The organism is Brevibacillus humidisoli (assembly GCF_020923435.1).
GTDB classification, from domain to species: Bacteria; Bacillota; Bacilli; order Brevibacillales; family Brevibacillaceae; genus Brevibacillus_E; species Brevibacillus_E humidisoli.
Genome location: NZ_CP087263.1, coordinates 854777 through 872443, shown reverse-complemented (window position 1 = coordinate 872443; position 17667 = coordinate 854777). Strand labels below are relative to the sequence as shown.

Genomic DNA, 17667 nt, shown 5'->3' with positions numbered 1-17667 from the left:
GCCCGTGATCATAAAGAAAAAGCGCCCGAATTCGCGTTCGGACGCCCCTCTGGAGAGAAATCTATTGAGTCCTTTAGCTAGGCACTTCTTGTTTCAGTTAGCAAGAATCCTTCCTCTTTTTATCTGTTCCTTTTAGCTATTACTTTTTTCAGCAGCCACACGATTTTGGTTATGCATCCATTCATCAAGTTCCTCATTTTTCATCGGTCTGCCATAAAAATAACCCTGCATGACATTGCATCCCAATTCCTTCAAGTATTCAATATGCTCCTGATTCTCGACTCCCTCTGCGATTACATCCAAATGGAGATTTTCGGCCATCAACATAATCGCGTTAACGATAGCCCGTTTGCTAGGCGTTTCTAAATCATTGGTAAACAAGCGATCTAGTTTCAGCGCATCGATCGGGATTCGGTCAAGCAATCCAATAGATGAATACCCTGTACCAAAGTCGTCCATTGATACCCGTACCCCTAAAGAGCGAATCCGCTCAAGCTGACGCGTAATATCCTGCAAATCGTACAACACCATCGATTCCGTGATCTCGAGCTCCAGTAAATTAGGATCAAGTTCTACCTTCTGCAAGACACCTTGCACCAGCTCTATTAAACTGTCGGTTTGGAAGAGACGCACCGAGAGGTTGACGGAAACGGGTTGATTGATCCCTTACGACTGCCAAACCTTACATTGACGACATGCTTCCTCCAGTGTCCATCTCGTCATCGGTACAATCAGTCCCGTATCTTCCGCAATCGGAATAAACTCTCCAGGAGAAACGACGCCCAGCCGGGGGTGCTGCCAGCGAATTAACGCCTCAAAGCCAACCAAACGGTTTGTTTTTACATTCCATTTCGGCTGGTAGACAATAAAAAACTGCCTATTCTCAAGGGCCCGCTGCAGATCCTTTTCCAATTCCATTTTCGGAATCTTGAATCGACCCAATACTGATGCCAATGCTGCCCGTGACATACAATTCATTGCCGTGGATACGATAAACCTTCTTGATGCTCTGTAAAATCTGCTTGGCTAAATGCTCGGCTCGCTCCTGATCACACTGTTTTACGATAATCAGGAATTCATCGCCGCCAATCCGAAACGCTTGCTGGTCATCACGTATATATTCACGCAGCCGAATGCCGACTTCCTGGACGAGTAAATCTCCAATATTATGACCTAATGTGTCATTGATCGCTTTAAACTGATCCAGATCCAGAAATAAGACTCCAATCGGTTCTTTGCCGATGTGCGTGTCAAAGAAGCGGTTCATTTCATTTCGGTTTGGCAAGCCGGTGATCGTATCCTGATAGGCCATTTTCTCCAGCACATGCCGGTCAAAGAACATGGCTCCCCAAGATACCAGTAAGATCACGAATATGGTAACGGTCACCCCATTCAACAAAAAGAGATCGAAGGCCGGATCTGTTTCGGTTATGACGCCTGTATGTTGATGAAACCGTGCCGCTTTCATTCCCGTGTAGTGCATCCCGCAAATCGCAAACCCCATAACGATGGCAGACAACCATTTCAGCCAACTGGTTGACGATTGGTTTCGGAAGCGCAGAAATAAAAACAGGGCGGCGTAAGAAGCAACCAGAGCAATCGCTGCAGATAATGCCCACAACACTTTGTCATACGATAATTCGACGGGCATGATCATCGCTTCCATGCCCATGTAATGCATCGTGACAATGCCGCTGCTCATAAAAAAGCCGCCAATCGCAATCTTATACCAATGAATGTTTTTAGGCATCGTGATATAAAAGTAATAAAAGAGGAAATTACGCTGGCTAACATGGAAAGCAGAGTAAGGAACACATCATAGTTCACCGTCACATGCAAGTGAAACGCAAGCATGCCGACAAAATGCATGGACCAGACACCGTTCCCCATCACAAAAGCGCCGGCTAGCAGCCAGAAGAACTTTGTTTTTCCGCTCGCTTGTGCTTGGCAGCAATGCTTAATGCAGAATATGACGCCAAAATCGCAATGAATACAGAGAGCGCCACGATATACAAATTGTAGCTGCCTTCCATATACATGCAATCCCCTCCCATCTCGTTACGTCCTGCTTATGTTATCGGGATTTTTCATCACTGTACTTTGATAACACAAGCTGCGGAATCCCCTAGCATGTCAACTGCTTGTTAGCCGCCCTCCCGTTCTTAGGCGAGAGAGACGGGCAGTTGAGCCGTTTTCACCGAACAGGATAGTTTATATACAAATTGCCGCCTTGCCGTATGGTAAGAAGGGTCTTCACCGTAAAAATTAAGCCACATTCGCTCCAATTCTTCTTTCCGATAACGTTCCAATGGCTTTACCTGCTCATCCCTTGTTCGGTTCTGGTTTTTTGCCGCCAGCAGGCGATCAAAGTTGGGGGAATGGGCCAACTTCTCGGCGATTTCTGCTATCTGACTGCAAAATGCCTCCCGATCATCACCGAAGGCGTCATCGATCAGTCCAATTGATTTCGCTGTGGTTGTGCCCACAGGCAAACATTCCTCTGTCAGTTGCATGGCTTTGTCCAGTCCAACCCGTCGGGGCAAGAGATAGGTCCAATACTCCGAACCAAACAAGCCCCCCATTTTCTTGTAGTACGGATTGAGCACGACACCGTTTCTAGCATATACTTGGTCAGCTGCGACCGCCAAAATCACTCCTCCAGCACCGACATTTCCTTGCATAGCGGAAATCGTTACCTGAGAGTCGGTCAGCATGATCTCGCGCACCAAATCGTTCATAGCGTGGATATTGGCCCAAGATTCATCGGCAGGATTGGCAGCATGTTCAATCACATTGAGGTGAATGCCGTTCGACCAAAAGTCTGCTCCCCCCATCAGCACGATCACGTTCACTTTTTTCTGTTTTACTGCTGCAAGGGCTTGTCTCAGCCTAATACACTGGTCTGTAGACATCGCCCCGTTGTAGAAGTCAAAACGCAAATATCCTACTTTGCCTATTTCCTCATAGTAGATTTCACGATACGTGCGACCCGGGTAATCTTCAAAAGGTGATAAAGGCATCTCCGGAATAGTGTTCAGTTTCTCATTCAACACCATGGTTGCAGGAAGTTTAAAGTACCCTTTTGGTTTCAAATGAGTAATCCAGACCGCACCGTCTCCGGTAGCTCGGCATATCGCTCCATCCCGATACGCCATAATTTCACCCGGCTTTCCTTTTAGAACATCTTCCTCGTGTGCGCCAAAGAGATAAACCGGCTCACCATATATTTCGTCCAACACACCAGGGTGACTATCCGCTGCCCGAATGTTTCTGGCGATCTCCTCGGTTGTTGCCGTCCAATCAATCCTGCGATTCTCTTGCTTGATCTTTGGATGTGCCCTTCCCTGAACGTCCGGTTTCGAATAGTCCAATGGCTCCGGACGAAACGTACTGTCTTCCATCGATTCCAATGCCTGAAGAACACAATGGACAGCAGCCTGGGTTACTTGATGACGATATAATTTGCTTTTGCTGCCCCTGCTCATCGGAAAACGAACCGATGCCCATATATCTCCCGCATCCATCTCTGCGTCGGCTTCCAGCAACGTAACGCCCCACTCTTACTGATTGTCCATAATGGCCCAGTCCAGCGAATAAGGTCCCCGGTCCCCTTTGATACCCGGATGAACAACCAGACACGTGTACTCCTTCCACACCGCTTCAGGAATATATGTCTTCAGATAAGGCGCGATAACAAGGTCAGGGTTGGTTTGTTCGACAGCTTTCACCATCTCTTTGACGAATCGCAAGAAAAGGTGTATCATTTCCGATCTCATCCGTTTTGCGTGTTTAAAAAAAACAACAGTATGTAATAAACTGATAGCGACCCGATCAGGAAATCTTACATAGGATTTAATTAAAATCAGAAAATAGGAACAATTCCGGAAATGAAGCGGTGAACTATTCCCAGAAAGGTTGCTTCGGTACGTATGATATCCAGAACAAAAATGCTCCTAATCGTCGTACTTTTTGTTATCGCAATTACCGGCATCCGCTTGACGTGGCTTAGCTTTCAGAAAACGATTGATCACCCGCAAGCAGTAAACGGTATCCTGGATCTTCGTGGTTGGCAGCTCCCTGCCGATCATACCATTCCATTGAACGGCCAATGGGAGTTCTTCCCTTCCCGTTTGCTCACACCAAAAGAGAGAACGATACAGCAGCACTCATCCGAATCGGAAAAGACCTATATAGAGGTCCCTGGTGATTGGAAGAATGCATTTTCCGACGGCAAAGATCCGTCGTTTCGCTATGGAACCTACAGGCTTCAGATCCTACTCGATGACCCTAGTCATCCGACCTATAAATTGCGCATCAACGAGATTAGGAATGCCTCCGCCGTTTATGTCAACGGTCGCTTATATGCAGAAGCAGGTCAGCCAGCAACAAAGCAAACGCTGCAGCAGGCGAGAAACATCCCTTACTCTGTCACCATCCCTGCAGGCGATGAGACCATTGAAATCGTAATTCAGGCCTCCAACCATGCCGGAAAGGGCGGCATCACACAGCCCATTCGATTTGGAACGATTGATGCGGTAGACAATCGAACCTTGCTTTCTGCTGGTCTGCAATTCATGTTGTGCGTGGTTCTTTGCTGCACAGCGTATATGCTGTTCTCTTGTACTTTCTGGGAGCGGCGAACAGAGGGTTGCTCTACTTCTCCCTCGTTATCCTCTGTGCCATTTTCAGCGTGTTGACCGCAGATGACAAGCTGCTTCTCGTCTGGGTTCCTTTCGAATACGAGTGGACGATCAGGATCACCTTTTGGTCGTATCTCGGCGTTTTAGCTTTCATGCCGCCTTTGCTCTATCACATGTTTCCGGAATACGGTAACAGGAGAGTGCTGCGCTGGTATGCAGCTTATTGCGTCTTATACGCCCTCTTTATCCTGGTGGCACCATCCCAATACGCGGTTGTAACAACCAAGGTACTGCTAAGTTGCTGGCTATTGTCCATCTTAATCTCGACGTACATACTGTATAAGGCAATCAGGGAGAAGGAGGACGTCATCTATTTGTTGCTGGCCTGTTCCAGCATCGCTGTTAATATTTTTTGGGCAGTCATAGAAGCCAGAATCTCAATCGAATTGATGCATTATCCTTTTGATTTGATGCTGGCCGTTTTAGCTTTTGCTGCTTTTTGGTTTAAACGTTTTTTTCGGACGAGTGCGCAAACGAAGCAGCTTGCAGAAAAACTACAATTAGCCGACCCACAAAAAGACGAATTCCTGGTCAATACATCCCATGAGCTGCGGAACCCTCTGCACGGCATCATCAACATTACGCAGACCATATTGGATGACAGCATCAACCCACCTCATCCAGAGCATAGAAAAAGCTTGGAGGTCCAAATCGCCGTAGCCAGACGCATGTCGCTCATGCTGGACGACCTGCTTGATATCACACGGCTAAAAGAGAAGACCGTACAATTGCAAGTAAAGACTGTGAGCGTGCAGTCAGTTGCCGGTGGCGTGTTGGAAATGCTGAAATACATGCTGGACGGAAAACCCATCCGCCTTCGTATCGAGATCCCCGATAGCTTTCCCGCTGTCATGGCGGATGAGAATAGGTTGATTCAAATCTTGTTTAATCTGCTCCACAATGCTGTCAAGTTTACCGACGAAGGAGAGATCACTATCCGTGCCGATGTCGTGGAGGGAGTAGCCAACATACATGTAGCAGATACCGGGATCGGGATGGATGAGGAAACACAGCAAAGAATTTTCTTGCCTTACGAGCAAGGAGATTCCAATGAGGCAAGAGCGAGTGGGGGATTTGGGCTGGGGTTAAGCATATGCAAGCGACTGGTTGAGCTGCATGGCGGGACATTACAAGTGAGCTCCGTACCTGGACAAGGCTCAGTATTTACGTTTACCCTCCCCTTGTCCGTTCATGCTGCCGTTACAGAAGACACCGCAGCCATTTCGCCCAGCGGTCATATCGAAGCTGCTGCAGGTTCCCAAACGTTGGATGAGACACCTGCATCAACTCCAGTTGCTGTGTCAAACAGACCAAAGATATTGGTAATCGACGATGATATCGTCAATCTAAAGATCGTAGTCGATATCCTCGGCACTGTTCAGTACGATATCACTACCGCTACAGGTGCCTCCGAAGCGATCGTCAAGTTGGAAACCGGACACTTTGATCTCATTGTATCGGATGTCATGATGCCTCATATCTCGGGCTATGAATTCACTCGTATGATTCGAGAACGCTTTACCCTGTCAGAACTTCCTGTCCTGCTGTTGACGGCACGAAATCGGTCCGAAGATATTCTTGCCGGCTTTCAATCGGGTGCGAACGATTATGTAACGAAGCCGGTGGATTCATGGGAGCTAAGATCCCGCGTACGTGCATTAACCGAACTGAAACAGTCGATCGACGAACGACTGCGCATCGAAGCTGCGTGGCTTCAAGCCCAGATTCAGCCACATTTCCTGTACAACACGTTAAATTCGATTGCCGCATTGGGGACGATCGATATCACAAAAATGCAGACATTGTTGGAAGAGTTCAGCCAATATCTGCGCATGAGTTTTGACTTTCATAACTCCGATCAAGTGGTTCCGCTCGCACGGGAGCTCGCCCTTGTACGCTCCTACTTGTTTATCGAGAAGGAACGGTTTGGAGATCGGCTGGTAGTAGAGTGGGAATTGGATGAGACCATCAATCTTCTGTTACCGCCGCTGTCCATCCAGGTTCTTGTTGAAAATGCCGTCTTGCACGGGATTTTGCAACGTTCCCGCGGCGGTACGATCAAGATCCGAATCATGAAAGGCGTGGGTGAAGTAGAGGTATCCGTACACGATAATGGTGTCGGGATGAGTGAGGAGAAGCGGAGACACATACTAGACAAGACGTCCGACGCAAGCAAAGGAATTGGCCTGCGGAATACAGACCGCCGTTTAAAGAAACTGTACGGTAGAGGGTTGCAAATCAAAAGCACTCTGGGTGAGGGCACCACTGTAAGCTTTCAAATCCTTCATAGTCCCCGATGGTTTCGGTGGTTATCGCAGGCCCTGCCTGAATCTTCTCTTCCCACACATCCACATCCAGAATTACATTTTCGAGATTCAGGATATATCCGTCCATCGCATTGGATATTTTTATGTAGTCACTAAACGGCTCCATTGTTTTTCGGATATGATAAATCGCCGTATACAATTGAGAGAACGCTTTGCTTGGTTCATATTCGGGCCAAAGCAATTCGATCAGAGCAGATTTGCGGACCAGTTGTCCTCGATGCTGAAGCAAATAGAGAAACAATTCCTGCGCTTTGGTTGTTCGCCAACGTACGGGTATAAACAGGTGATCATCGGTCTCAACGGAGACTTGATGAAACATATTCATTTGAAGCGTTTGTTTTTTCGGTGTCATATCATCCGAAGCTTCTCTTGCACGTTCCCTGATCCGCTGCATCGTTTTCAAGAGACGCTCTGTTCCAACCGGCTTCATCAGATAATCAAGCGCGTTCAGTTCAAACGCTTTAATCGCATAGTCATCATAGGCCGTCACAAACACAATATACAATTTCGGCTTGCGCTCAAGAATCTGTTCTGCCAACTCAATACCGTTGATTTCAGGCAGGTGGATATCCAGGAACACCAGGTCAACGTCTTCATGTAGGATATGTTCTTTTCCGACAAGCGGGTCCGTATACTTTCCTACTACCTCAACATCAGAAATTTTTTGGAGTTGATGTTCAAGATAATCTAAAGCGAGACTCTCGTCATCTAAAAGGATAATTCTCATGGATTACTCCTTAAACAAAGCATGTCGTTTTTCATTTTTATCTATATAATACATATATTTACACTTCTTATCTGTACAAAATCTGAACAGAAATGGTTGATCCGACCATCCTTCCTATCGTTATCATAGATGGCGATGGGTTTACTCAAGCGATATATTGGATGATATTCGCCTGCCTTCTATCTATACATACAAATATCCTTTTAATGCATTGGGAGGTCGATAGGGACCTATTGGCACTTGTATCAAACAGCTTTTCTTTGCACTAGCTATATTGTAGATTTTATCACAAATTCTCGTATCATAACCGAGAAGCGGATGGCCAGCCAATCCGATCGAGGCAGCTACCAACAGTAAGTTTTGTACAAGGATACCGGCCTCCATCTGTTGAATGCGATACCCTCTGTATCCCAGTTTATGTCTCAAGTAATCACGGTCCCCTACTACATGTATACAAATCGGAACTTCAAGCATATTGATATTATCTATCGTCATGGCCTCTTTTAATACGAGACGATGGTCTCCAAGACGAATCAGCCTTAATGTATGAGAAGGAAAGTCATAATAATAGGCGCCGGAAGGAATACCCTCCACGTGATGGAGGCAACAATACAAGGCAACGCGCGGCTCCACTTTTTGCTGCACTTTACGACTATCCATTCGGTCCAAATCATTTCGGTAGAAGAAAGCATTCGTCGCCTCATACAATAGAGTGGCTAGCTGCTGTTGACTCACCTCCCTTAATACGAAGTGTTCACCGGGTGAAAACCTCTTTCGGCACGCCTCCATAAAATCCCACTGCATTGGTTTTACGTCCGGCAGCGCAGTTGAATGCCCTTCATAATAGGCAGGCTTTTTTACTCCTCTTAGCTTTTGAAAATGATCAGTTGATTCCAGCCTGGATCCCTCATTCAACTTAATCAGCATGGGATAATGTCGAATCCTTCGAGAACGGATATTGTATGGATGCTGCACAACCGGTAACTTCCGATACAATTGTTTGTCTAGCACCGTTGAGATTTTTCCGCGCCTATCTGCAAACCAATTGGCATTTGGTTTTATCGAAAGGAAAACCATCGCATATACGCTTTCTTCCCACTCGGACAGCCCTAGCAGATGATTGACAGCTCGATCGAGGAATTGATAGGAAACACCTGTGGTAAAACCAAACCTTTTCGCTGCTTCTAGCAACTGGCCAATCAGTACCCCCGAATCTAAACCTTGGAGACGATATGACAGATTATGATACTTAAAGAAATTTTTCCAAAACATTGTTGATACAAATGCAACAGCGAAACACTCTGAGATGGTACAAGTATTACCTATCACCCTTGTCAAATACGAGTCAAACGTGCCTTTGCGCAATAGCGCCAAATGGTGATGGGCAACATCGTAATGGTACACGCCCGCCGGCACCTCATCTATGTTCACATACACGTACAATTCGTTTGGATACAGTCCTCCCCCCGATGGAACAAATCTTCGGTACAACTCCTCTGATCTTTGACCAAAAGCATTCCAGCTATATCCTTCATCAGACAATCTGGCAAGCCCAAATGAAAACCAGAGAAAGTGGCCAAGATCACGAATGTTTGGCTTGGATGGATGTTTCTGGGTGTCCAGTTTCAGTGATAGCGGGACTTCCAACGAAAGCGGTACGACAGGCAAGTTACGGTAGATCTTATACGGGAGAGGGGAATCTTCCCAATCAGCTTCCCAGTCGGCGGGAATTATTTTTTCAATGTCGTACAGCAGATTGTGCAGAAAAACATCCCGACGCATACGTTTTCCTCCTACATCACCCTATGGAAATGGGTGTGGATGGGGATTCAGTTGTTCGTATGTCAAGGGATGTTTCGTCAGCCCTAGCTGCATGGGTACGTTCAAAACCCGGTCCAATCCTGTTAGGCGAGTGAGGTGATAACCAAAGGTCATAGGCAACATCCCCGGAATCAAAACTTTGACACTATACAGTTCATTTCTGATCATCTCAGGTGTCGTTTGGTCAACCACGATCACTTCCAGATCTAATTGCTTAAACATTTGCAGAATGTCTTTCAAATCATCCGTCAGGTCATCATGACTTGCCGGCGGCTGAAATTCCTCGTCAAAGGTTCGCATTGGCCGATCATTTTGAAGCAAAAAATGCAATCTCTCTTCCGCTTCAGGCAAACTATACAGCATGCCATGGTCTTCCATGCTCTGCACCAGGTAGGGATCGTGCAGCATTTTCAGAAATTCTTCCCGATATGCTTCATATTTTTCATCTAGGGACAACAGCATGTCGGCCAGTTCATGGACCGCGGTTTTTACGGCTCGCAGCGGCTCTGGATGAGAGCCGGCTGCACAGACGAGATTCACTCCCCGCTGCTTCCGGTTTTTCGTAATCGCCCACACACTGGGTATCCCATTCTCCATGGTCGCGTTATACAGATATACATCATAACCTGCCACTGCTTTTATTCGTTCAATCATCAAACATAGTTCTTTGTCCTTGGCCGATTCGGGATCGAGTCTCGGCAAAGGAAGTTGCGCGTACCATGTCAGCAGAAACGCGTCGCGTTCCACCACTTCCAAGATGCCGTAGAATATCGCCTCCTCCAAACTCCTGCCTAACGCGCATCCATTCGAGTTTTCGTAGACAAAATCATCACCTAGGTCGTAGTAGGCAAGCGTTTCCGGAACCAGTATCGGCCTTTCTTGCAAAAAGGAGTACCCCCACACCCATTTGAGAGGACGCTTTGGATCAAATCTTTCAAAAGGGTAGTCAGGTTGTGCGTATTGTTCCTCCGAATGCAGTCCGATCTTTGTCGGGTCCAATGCTTGTTCTTTCACGTTCTCATAACGGTCGTAAACGACCGTTTTTTTGCCTCGTGGCTGCAGACCTGCGTATCGCTCCAATGCCTCCAGAATGGCTGTCAACTCACTCTGCTCATAAGAAAGAGTTCGCCCTGCTGCTCCTTCATCAGAAGTCATCATCGGCAGATTGACGCTCATGACAGCAAATGGCGTGAGGTGATCCTTGGTTTTTTGATTGATCATGCCAGTCCGAAAATCGACATATTCCGTAATGAGGATGTCCTTGAAATCATCTAGCGATGAGGTTCGATAACTGGTTGGGTGTGTCTTTGGCCTTGGTTGAAGAGTAATCCGTGCCGCCTCAGGTGTATCTTCTGGCAATCCTCCACAAACCGGACATGTTGGATTTTGTAAAAAGAAATGACTCGAGGTGGCTAACGTTTGCAAGTTTACCAAATATATTTTTTGATCTGTATAGGCACGACCACGCTGCAACACTCTGTGCCCTTCTGCTGCAATCATGTTAGCCAGTTGATACATTCCTGTATTGGATGCCCATGCATCACGATGCCCTCTCTTTTGATTTTTCAGTTGTTGTTGAATCTCCCACATCTCTATCCGGTGTTTGCGGGTCATCAGTCTTCGAAAGTCGGCGCACTGTGAACATCCTGGTGTATGTGACCGTACGAGTGGCCCTACTACACCTTCTCCAAATGAAACAAACCCTCTCAACCAAGGAATGCCAGCCGTCCTGAACGTCTCTTCCGCTTGCAGATGGATCGAAGGATACCAAAAATCATGCAGCACAAAAGCCAGTTCCACCTCTTTCGGAAGATCAGCGCTGCAATCAGGCTGGTGCACAATCTTGTATTGGCTGGACAGGTTGCGATACACGAAGTCGGCTAACAATCCCTCTCCAACAATCATCAGGACTCTGCTCATCAGCATTCATCCTTTCGTATCAGTACACCAAACACGCCTGCCAGTTCTTCCTTAAAGAAGGGGTCTAATTCTAATTCACAAATGCATAGCTGTCTACGGTTCTGTCTCAACGAGGACAAGGCAGCCTGCAAAAGATCAGAGTGTGTCTCCCCTTCAACGGCGGGTATCACCAGCGGATGTGGAAGCTTTTCTTTCACGACAATGGAGGACGGTTCTATCCCATACGTCGTTGTTTGGCTAAGAGCTTCGTTTTGGCACTCCCATAGCGCCTGTTGCAATGCAGTGCGCAAACCTGCAGTCAATGGCAGGCCCACGCTGTAATACCAGCGGTGATTTGTACCTACCCAGATTACTGGGAAGCCTGCGATTTCCTCTCCAAGACATATCTTCGGTTGGCCATTCAAGATGTTCAGCGCCTGTAAGTAATATAGAGAATATCCATCTTCGACTGACTGGAGCTGAACGGGATACATCACAGCTTTGCGCTGCTGAAGTTGTTTGCGGACCTCCGCTGTTAAACACTTTTGCAATCCACGGATCACCGCTTCTGGTACTGTTTCGCCCGCACCGATTCCGACAAATTCACCTGTCTTAAGCAGTGGACCAGCCATTCTCCATGCATACGCTTCGATCCCCGCTAATCCCGCTTCTCGCCTCGCTTCGTCATGCGTCAACCCAGAACAGATGATGTCAGCAAGCAACTCTGCCGGACCCTCCGAAAGGGGATCCGCTACGACCACCCGGCATTGTGCCAATGGAAGTTGTACCAACTCCCCCTCGTCCCAAGTGTGAAAAACCCCTGTTTGTTCAGACGTTAAGGCCTCAAAGAAAGTTGCTAAATCGGCGGAGCCTTTTTTTGGTTGATTTTGTTTGGCAAGATGATCAAGATCTTGTTCCCATTTGACGTTTGCAGTACCAGTCACCAGGGGGTGAGGCATAAACGAATGCCACTCCCCTTCCATTGTCTCTAGATTCAGGAGGAAGATCTGATTCTCATGGGCAAATGCCCCAGTAATGGTTTTTAACAATTCAAATACAATGATGTTTGCGACAAGTGCAGCGGAAATGGGCGAATCAGTATGTAACAAAGAGTTGGGAATGAGAGCGGATCGGTGGATTCGGCGCCAGGCTGATTCAAAGCATCCCTCTGCTTCCGGATGCAATATGGGCCCCACAATTCCTACCTGGTCCTGGAAAAAAGCTGGAATAAAAAGTTTCCTTTGTTCCTTGCAAATCGCATGAAGCACTCGTAATTCCTCAAGGTCCCCCTCTTGCTGTACATATAGGACGGTTTGAAACGTCTCCACAGCCTTTTGCAAGGATTCCCGGTCATTCTGTTGCAGATGAATTTCCTCCAGTTTTACCTCGCTATCCTCTCTACGGGCATGTGCAGCCAATTCCGACAATCGTGCTCGATTCGTCTCCATAGATTGGGGAATGGCTATGTATATGGCAGGCAATCCTGATTCCAACAATGCCGCAACCAAAGCAGAAAGAAGGGGACCTGCGCCGACTGCCAGCACCTTGGTTTGCCGGTACAATTGAAAACGATAGGCACCTGAATCGACAAAGCTGTTTAAAAACTGGATCTGACCAGCATACTTATCCGTGATGTCCTGCGGCAACTGATGTGGAAGCTGGCTGCTCAAATCGCGCAGAAAGCCGTTTTGGTACAATAGATTTGCAATGTGGTATACGTGATTTCTACGCGGTTCAGACAACCCGGCCGTTAATTCCTCCATAGTATATTCCCCGTTGAACATGGGCATCAGTTTTTCAATCCACTTGTCAATTCCCTTGCCTTCCATGTGAAAGGAGCCGAGATTGTTTTGAAAGTACACACGGCCATTCTGATCGGGAACATAGTACGTGTCTCCTTTTACCATAAGCCGCATGGATGGGGTGACAGTTCCCATTTTCCTCCTCCTTCCGTAACCTTTCCTGGGAATACGTCATACAACTATTGTGATCTTATGCAATGCCATTTGTCCTTCTTGTCAAAAACTGAAAAAAAACATCCCGTATCTCTATCGAAAGTGAGACGGGATGTTTGAATTGGTATTCTACCATCTTGAAACAGGGGACTTTGCATCGGAAAGTGATTTTGGAGACAGCCTCGCTCCGTCAGTACACCTTTATCTAATATCTATCCCCAACATCTAGGCCTACATCTGTCCCAGCATCTCGGTCTGCACCTGTCCCAGCATCTCCAGCATCTCGGTCTGCACCTATCCCAACATCTGCGCCTGCATCTGTCCCTGCATCCGCAACGATATTGGTATAACTCCCCACCATCAGTATTTTCAAAAAACATGCTGCTTGCATCAACCTCGGTGACATCCATGCTTTCGAGATCCCTCATGAAGTCACTGCTCATTCATTGGCCTCCTTTTTTTGATTGATAGTTGATTACTGAGTAACCTACTTCTCTCAAAGAAGAATCAAGAAACCAGCAAATAGAGTATGAAGAGTGACTCAGCAATCGTCTTTCTGCAACAAACTATTCTCATCACAACTCGCTCGTCACTTATTAGCCATAAATCAGGTGTTTGCCAGGCGTACAAAAAACGTTTCATGCAAAAAAAGTCCAAGAGGAAGGCGCTAGGAATACTAGGCTTTCCATTCTTGAACCAAATGAGGAGATTTCACATAAGTAATGAGTAGGACAGTGTATGGTAAGGCAAGACACCAGGGAAGAAAAGAGTGATCATCGATGTCTAACTCCTTCCTGACAAGGAGAAAAACGGCACGTTTCTCATTCAACGTCATAGTTCAAAAGGGTGCATTTGAACATTTGGATGTAGCCAAAGCAGTTGTGAGACAGGATGTGATCTACGCACAAAAATATTTCGATATGAACGCTGAAATGAATGGGTTTCCGTGGATAAATCTCGTGCTCAATGAAGAAAGGGATGTTTTTGAAAATGATAGGCTTCAACTATACCGCCATTCCTCTTACGATTTGCAGGATTTTTTTATTGATACCGCGCGTGCGGGAGGTTGGAAAAAAAGAAAACAACGGATGCCCTGTATTAACATCTACTATCTGACGACGATTCCGCCTGATGGCGTAACCGCTGGTGTGCACATACCTGGTGCCGCAACCTACTGCAATCGTCGAGCAATCCGCAAACTATCTTCGTTAGTACAGAAATCGGAGAGGGTTAACCAATCAGAACAACTTGAATTGTACAGTATTATCAAGCATCGCCCCTCTATTTTTATCAATGCAAATGGTACAGGACCATCTACACTAGCACACGAGATCGGTCACTTATTGGGGTTAGGCCACAGTTCAGATCCGAACAACCTTATGTACCCCACGTCCAGTGATCGGATGCGAAGCCAGCTAACCTACGAACAAAGCGTCTGTTTGAGAGATGGAATATGGCAGTACAGTCGCGGGTATTTTCCGTTTCTATGACAGCTCTATTTTTTTCTCTCATACCGTTCCCTCTCCCCTATTCCGCTCTCTAGCTGTAGATGATCACATGACCCTTCTGACGTTGTTAGGGAGTTTCATAGAAGACCCGAGTTAGTCGAACGAAGGCTCTAGTCACACCCACCTTCTCCTTCATCAGAGGACCCACTCCAGCCACTGGAATCACACGATCCGCCAGAACCATCGTTCCAACCGCCGGACGCCGATCCCCCTGACCCGCCATACCAGAAGCCTGATCCCGAGCCATGCTGACCTCCTGAAGCACCCTTTCTTCATATGTGCTTCTTCAAATCAATGATCGGCCCGCTTCCTAAAAGGGTTATTAAAGGAATAATTATGAAGAAGTCCACCCAGAAGAATGGTAATATGGTGAAGTGGGCTCAAGTGGGAAATGAACACAGCCGACTTCCAAGCATGGATCAAGTCCTTGTGGGGAGATGCGGTGCGCTGTGATTTCTTTGGGATCGGCGATGGCTAGACGGGATTCAAACGACTCAAGGTGTAGCGATTCGTAAGCAAAACAGGGAGTCGATGCTGACATGCTGATCAAAACGTCTCTTCATACTGTATTTCTTCTTGTAGGACCTACAGAGTGTGGAAAGTCAACGTTTAGCGATAAAGTTCTTGTACCACAGTTGCAGTTCTACGATCCGGCAAAGAATTATCGAACCAATGTGCAAGTGATTTCATCCGATGATATTCGTCGAGAAATCCTGGGATATGCGTATGACAAGGATGACGCAGTCATGATGGAAGCAAGTGAGCAGGCTTTCGACTTGCTAGAGTGCAAGCTTCGAGCAGTCACTTCTTTCCCGATCAATGCGGAGTTTGTCGTTGTCGATACAAAAGGTCTATCCGAGGAGTTTCGCAATCAGGTTTGCCACATTGCAGAACAAAACAACTACCATGTTGAAGTGATTCTGTTCGACTACAAGGATGCAGGAGAGTATTACCTGGAGGAGACAAAAAATCGCTCCCTGATTGCAAAGGATGTTCGCCGGTTGAGAATGGAAGTGATGCCAAGTTTGCAAAAAAACAATATCGTCAGATTCACCGGGTAAAAAGCAGGGACTTCCTGAACAAAGATTTTCAAGCAAACGAAAGCTACAAAGTAGAAATCGAAAACTTGGAAACATATCTCAAGGCGATTCTTCCCGTGGATGCAGAGTATTTCATTGTCGGAGATGTTCATGAAGACGTGAAAGCTCTCAAAAATCTCTTCCAGAAAAAAGGATTTTCTTTGGAAGGGGACAAGCTGATCCCGAATCCAAAACCCGGAAAGCGATTCGCTATTCTTGTGGGAGATTTCATTGACAAAGGAAACAACACCGAAGAGATCATCCGCTTTATCCATCTGAACAAGAATCTCATCAAGTTGGTAAAAGGAAACCATGAGAACTTTGTCTACAAAGTGTTAAAAGGTGAGTTGTCAACACCCCATCATGCTGACGGGCTGATTCAAACATATTTTGCCTCTATCCGTGTATTGGAGAAGAACGAAGAACTGAAGCAACTGTTCTTCCAACTTGTTGAGAATTCAGTAGAGTTTTACCGCTATGTCGGTGTGAGAAACAGCTCTTTCTACGTCACTCACGCCCCTTGCTCCAACAAGTATTTGGGGAAGCTGGATTCCAAGTCACGAAAGAAACAGCGTAATTTCTCGATCGATAGAGACAAGGATTTGCAAGAACAACTCAATTTCCTGCAAACAGAAGCGGTAGCGAATCATCCGTACCATGTGTTCGGACATGTTGCCTCGAAACATGGCATACGATTGAAAAACAAGTTGGGAATTGATACAGGAGCGGTATACGGAAATCGCTTGTTAAGCGTGTCCTTCGGGGGAGGAAAAATCAACTATACATCTGTAAAAGGCTCTTCTGCCGATTCGGTTGAATTGCCTGCCCTGTTTGACCCACAAAAACCAACTGTTTCTCTGGATGATCTGAGCAATGCATGATCGTAGCAGACAGAACTGGGACTAGTTATTTTTGATAGTACAAGCCAACTACACCGTTCTGATACGCTTTCGTACTCCTCAAATGGAGGGGAGACTGCTTCTCAGCAAGAGCAAACAATCTCTCCCCCCGAGAAACGATCACTGGATGGACGAGCAGCCACAGTTCGTCAAAAAGATCGTTTTGAATAAAGAGCTGCCACGTTTTCACTCCGCTCTCTACGGAAATTTTGTTTGCCCGCGTTTTCAGCTGTTCCAGTTCACGCTGCAGAGAATGAGCGTCTTTTACAACAAGCTGCTGTGAATTCCTCCATATTACATCCACTTCTGAGCGTGAAATCACCACTTTAGGGATTTCGTTGATGCGTTTGGCAATGGCTCGCTCCAACGAATCGGATGAATGCTCCGCTTGTTCCCAATACCGCGCCAATGAGGAGTAGGAATTGCTTCCAACGATAATGGTATCAACCGTTTGGTAATACTCCAAATAATCTTGGAGGATCTCCTCGCTTAACGTCATCCACTGATCTTCATCCGATACAATGCCATCCAGCGATATTTGCATGGTCAAAACGATATTTCCCATGGTCTATCAGCTCCGATCCATAATTATTTCACACTTAAAATTACTATAGCATGTCATCGATTCGAGCATTTCTTATAGATTGCTGACATCCCCCTTTACCGTTTCTTCAAATCGTCAAGGAGTATGCACCACTCCCGCATCCCCTATGGCATTCATTTATCAGAATCGAGTAAAGCCCATCAGAATA

At 46.5% G+C, this 17667-nt stretch carries 15 protein-coding genes and 2 pseudogenes; 5 read left to right on the top strand and 12 right to left on the bottom strand.

Features of this window, described 5'->3' with window-relative positions:
• Nucleotides 1–132 precede the first annotated feature (132 nt).
• The 6 genes and pseudogenes from LOK74_RS24195 to LOK74_RS04265 form a co-directional block, all read right to left on the bottom strand.
• Nucleotides 133–918: pseudogene (locus tag LOK74_RS24195) on the bottom strand (putative bifunctional diguanylate cyclase/phosphodiesterase).
• Nucleotides 884–1702: a diguanylate cyclase domain-containing protein gene (locus LOK74_RS24190; protein WP_338148643.1), complete on the bottom strand. Its 819-nt coding sequence runs from the start codon at nt 1700–1702 to the stop codon at nt 884–886. Before LOK74_RS24190 ends, LOK74_RS24195 begins: the two are co-directional and overlap by 35 nt.
• Nucleotides 1699–1854, bottom strand: a complete 156-nt coding sequence (locus LOK74_RS24185) for an MHYT domain-containing protein (protein WP_338148661.1) — start codon at nt 1852–1854, stop codon at nt 1699–1701. The genes LOK74_RS24190 and LOK74_RS24185 overlap by 4 nt, the downstream gene beginning before the upstream one ends.
• 50 nt (nt 1855–1904) lie before the next feature.
• Nucleotides 1905–2039, bottom strand: a complete 135-nt coding sequence (locus LOK74_RS24180) for an MHYT domain-containing protein (RefSeq protein ID WP_338148642.1) — start codon at nt 2037–2039, stop codon at nt 1905–1907.
• Nucleotides 2040–2162: 123 nt separating this feature from the next.
• The gene (locus tag LOK74_RS04270) at nt 2163–3545 is read right to left on the bottom strand and encodes an enoyl-CoA hydratase-related protein (protein WP_230045357.1); all 1383 of its coding nucleotides are present in this window, start codon (nt 3543–3545) and stop codon (nt 2163–2165) included.
• A gap of 15 nt (nt 3546–3560) precedes the next feature.
• Entirely contained in the window at nt 3561–3764 is a 204-nt protein-coding gene (locus LOK74_RS04265) for a formyl transferase (protein WP_230045356.1), read from the bottom strand.
• 165 nt (nt 3765–3929) lie between these two features.
• Between LOK74_RS04265 and LOK74_RS24175 the strand changes: the two genes are divergently transcribed.
• Together LOK74_RS24175 and LOK74_RS04260 are read left to right on the top strand one after the other, a co-directional pair.
• The gene (locus LOK74_RS24175) at nt 3930–4697 is read left to right on the top strand and encodes a hypothetical protein (RefSeq protein ID WP_338148641.1); all 768 of its coding nucleotides are present in this window, start codon (nt 3930–3932) and stop codon (nt 4695–4697) included.
• Nucleotides 4580–6922: pseudogene (locus tag LOK74_RS04260) on the top strand (ATP-binding protein); the annotation flags it as partial. The gene LOK74_RS24175 and the pseudogene LOK74_RS04260, both read left to right, overlap by 118 nt.
• Before the next feature lie 16 nt (nt 6923–6938).
• On the opposite strand, the gene LOK74_RS04255 reads toward LOK74_RS04260, so the two are convergent.
• The 4 genes from LOK74_RS04255 to LOK74_RS04240 form a co-directional block, all read right to left on the bottom strand.
• Complete coding sequence (locus tag LOK74_RS04255; protein WP_230045355.1) at nt 6939–7754, bottom strand: response regulator; 816 nt, start codon at nt 7752–7754, stop codon at nt 6939–6941.
• 183 nt (nt 7755–7937) lie between these two features.
• The gene (locus LOK74_RS04250; RefSeq protein ID WP_230045354.1) at nt 7938–9536 is read right to left on the bottom strand and encodes a SagB family peptide dehydrogenase; all 1599 of its coding nucleotides are present in this window, start codon (nt 9534–9536) and stop codon (nt 7938–7940) included.
• A 21-nt stretch (nt 9537–9557) separates the two neighbouring features.
• The gene (locus LOK74_RS04245; protein WP_230045353.1) at nt 9558–11495 is read right to left on the bottom strand and encodes a TOMM precursor leader peptide-binding protein; all 1938 of its coding nucleotides are present in this window, start codon (nt 11493–11495) and stop codon (nt 9558–9560) included.
• A complete protein-coding gene (locus tag LOK74_RS04240) occupies nt 11495–13411 on the bottom strand; it encodes a putative thiazole-containing bacteriocin maturation protein (RefSeq protein WP_230045352.1) in 1917 nt (638 codons plus the stop codon). Before LOK74_RS04240 ends, LOK74_RS04245 begins: the two co-directional genes overlap by 1 nt.
• Before the next feature lie 797 nt (nt 13412–14208).
• Between LOK74_RS04240 and LOK74_RS04235 the strand changes: the two genes are divergently transcribed.
• Nucleotides 14209–14919 carry a matrixin family metalloprotease gene (locus LOK74_RS04235; protein ID WP_230045351.1) on the top strand — a complete coding sequence of 237 codons (711 nt, stop codon included), beginning with the start codon at nt 14209–14211 and terminating at the stop codon, nt 14917–14919.
• 85 nt (nt 14920–15004) lie between these two features.
• Here the strand turns inward: LOK74_RS04235 and LOK74_RS04230 are convergent, their stop codons facing one another.
• On the bottom strand, nt 15005–15184 hold the full coding sequence (locus LOK74_RS04230; RefSeq protein WP_230045350.1) for a hypothetical protein: 180 nt from the start codon (nt 15182–15184) through the stop codon (nt 15005–15007).
• 292 nt (nt 15185–15476) lie between these two features.
• Here LOK74_RS04230 and LOK74_RS04225 point away from each other — a divergent pair, with 292 nt between their 5' ends.
• Both LOK74_RS04225 and LOK74_RS04220 read left to right on the top strand, forming a co-directional pair.
• Nucleotides 15477–15998: an AAA family ATPase gene (locus tag LOK74_RS04225; RefSeq protein WP_230045349.1), complete on the top strand. Its 522-nt coding sequence runs from the start codon at nt 15477–15479 to the stop codon at nt 15996–15998.
• Between the two features lie 95 nt (nt 15999–16093).
• Nucleotides 16094–16897 (top strand): metallophosphoesterase, encoded by an 804-nt coding sequence (locus LOK74_RS04220; RefSeq protein ID WP_230045348.1) that lies wholly within the window; start codon nt 16094–16096, stop codon nt 16895–16897.
• Between the two features lie 25 nt (nt 16898–16922).
• Here the strand turns inward: LOK74_RS04220 and LOK74_RS04215 are convergent, their stop codons facing one another.
• Nucleotides 16923–17480: a dihydrofolate reductase family protein gene (locus LOK74_RS04215; protein WP_230045347.1), complete on the bottom strand. Its 558-nt coding sequence runs from the start codon at nt 17478–17480 to the stop codon at nt 16923–16925.
• Nucleotides 17481–17667 lie beyond the last annotated feature (187 nt).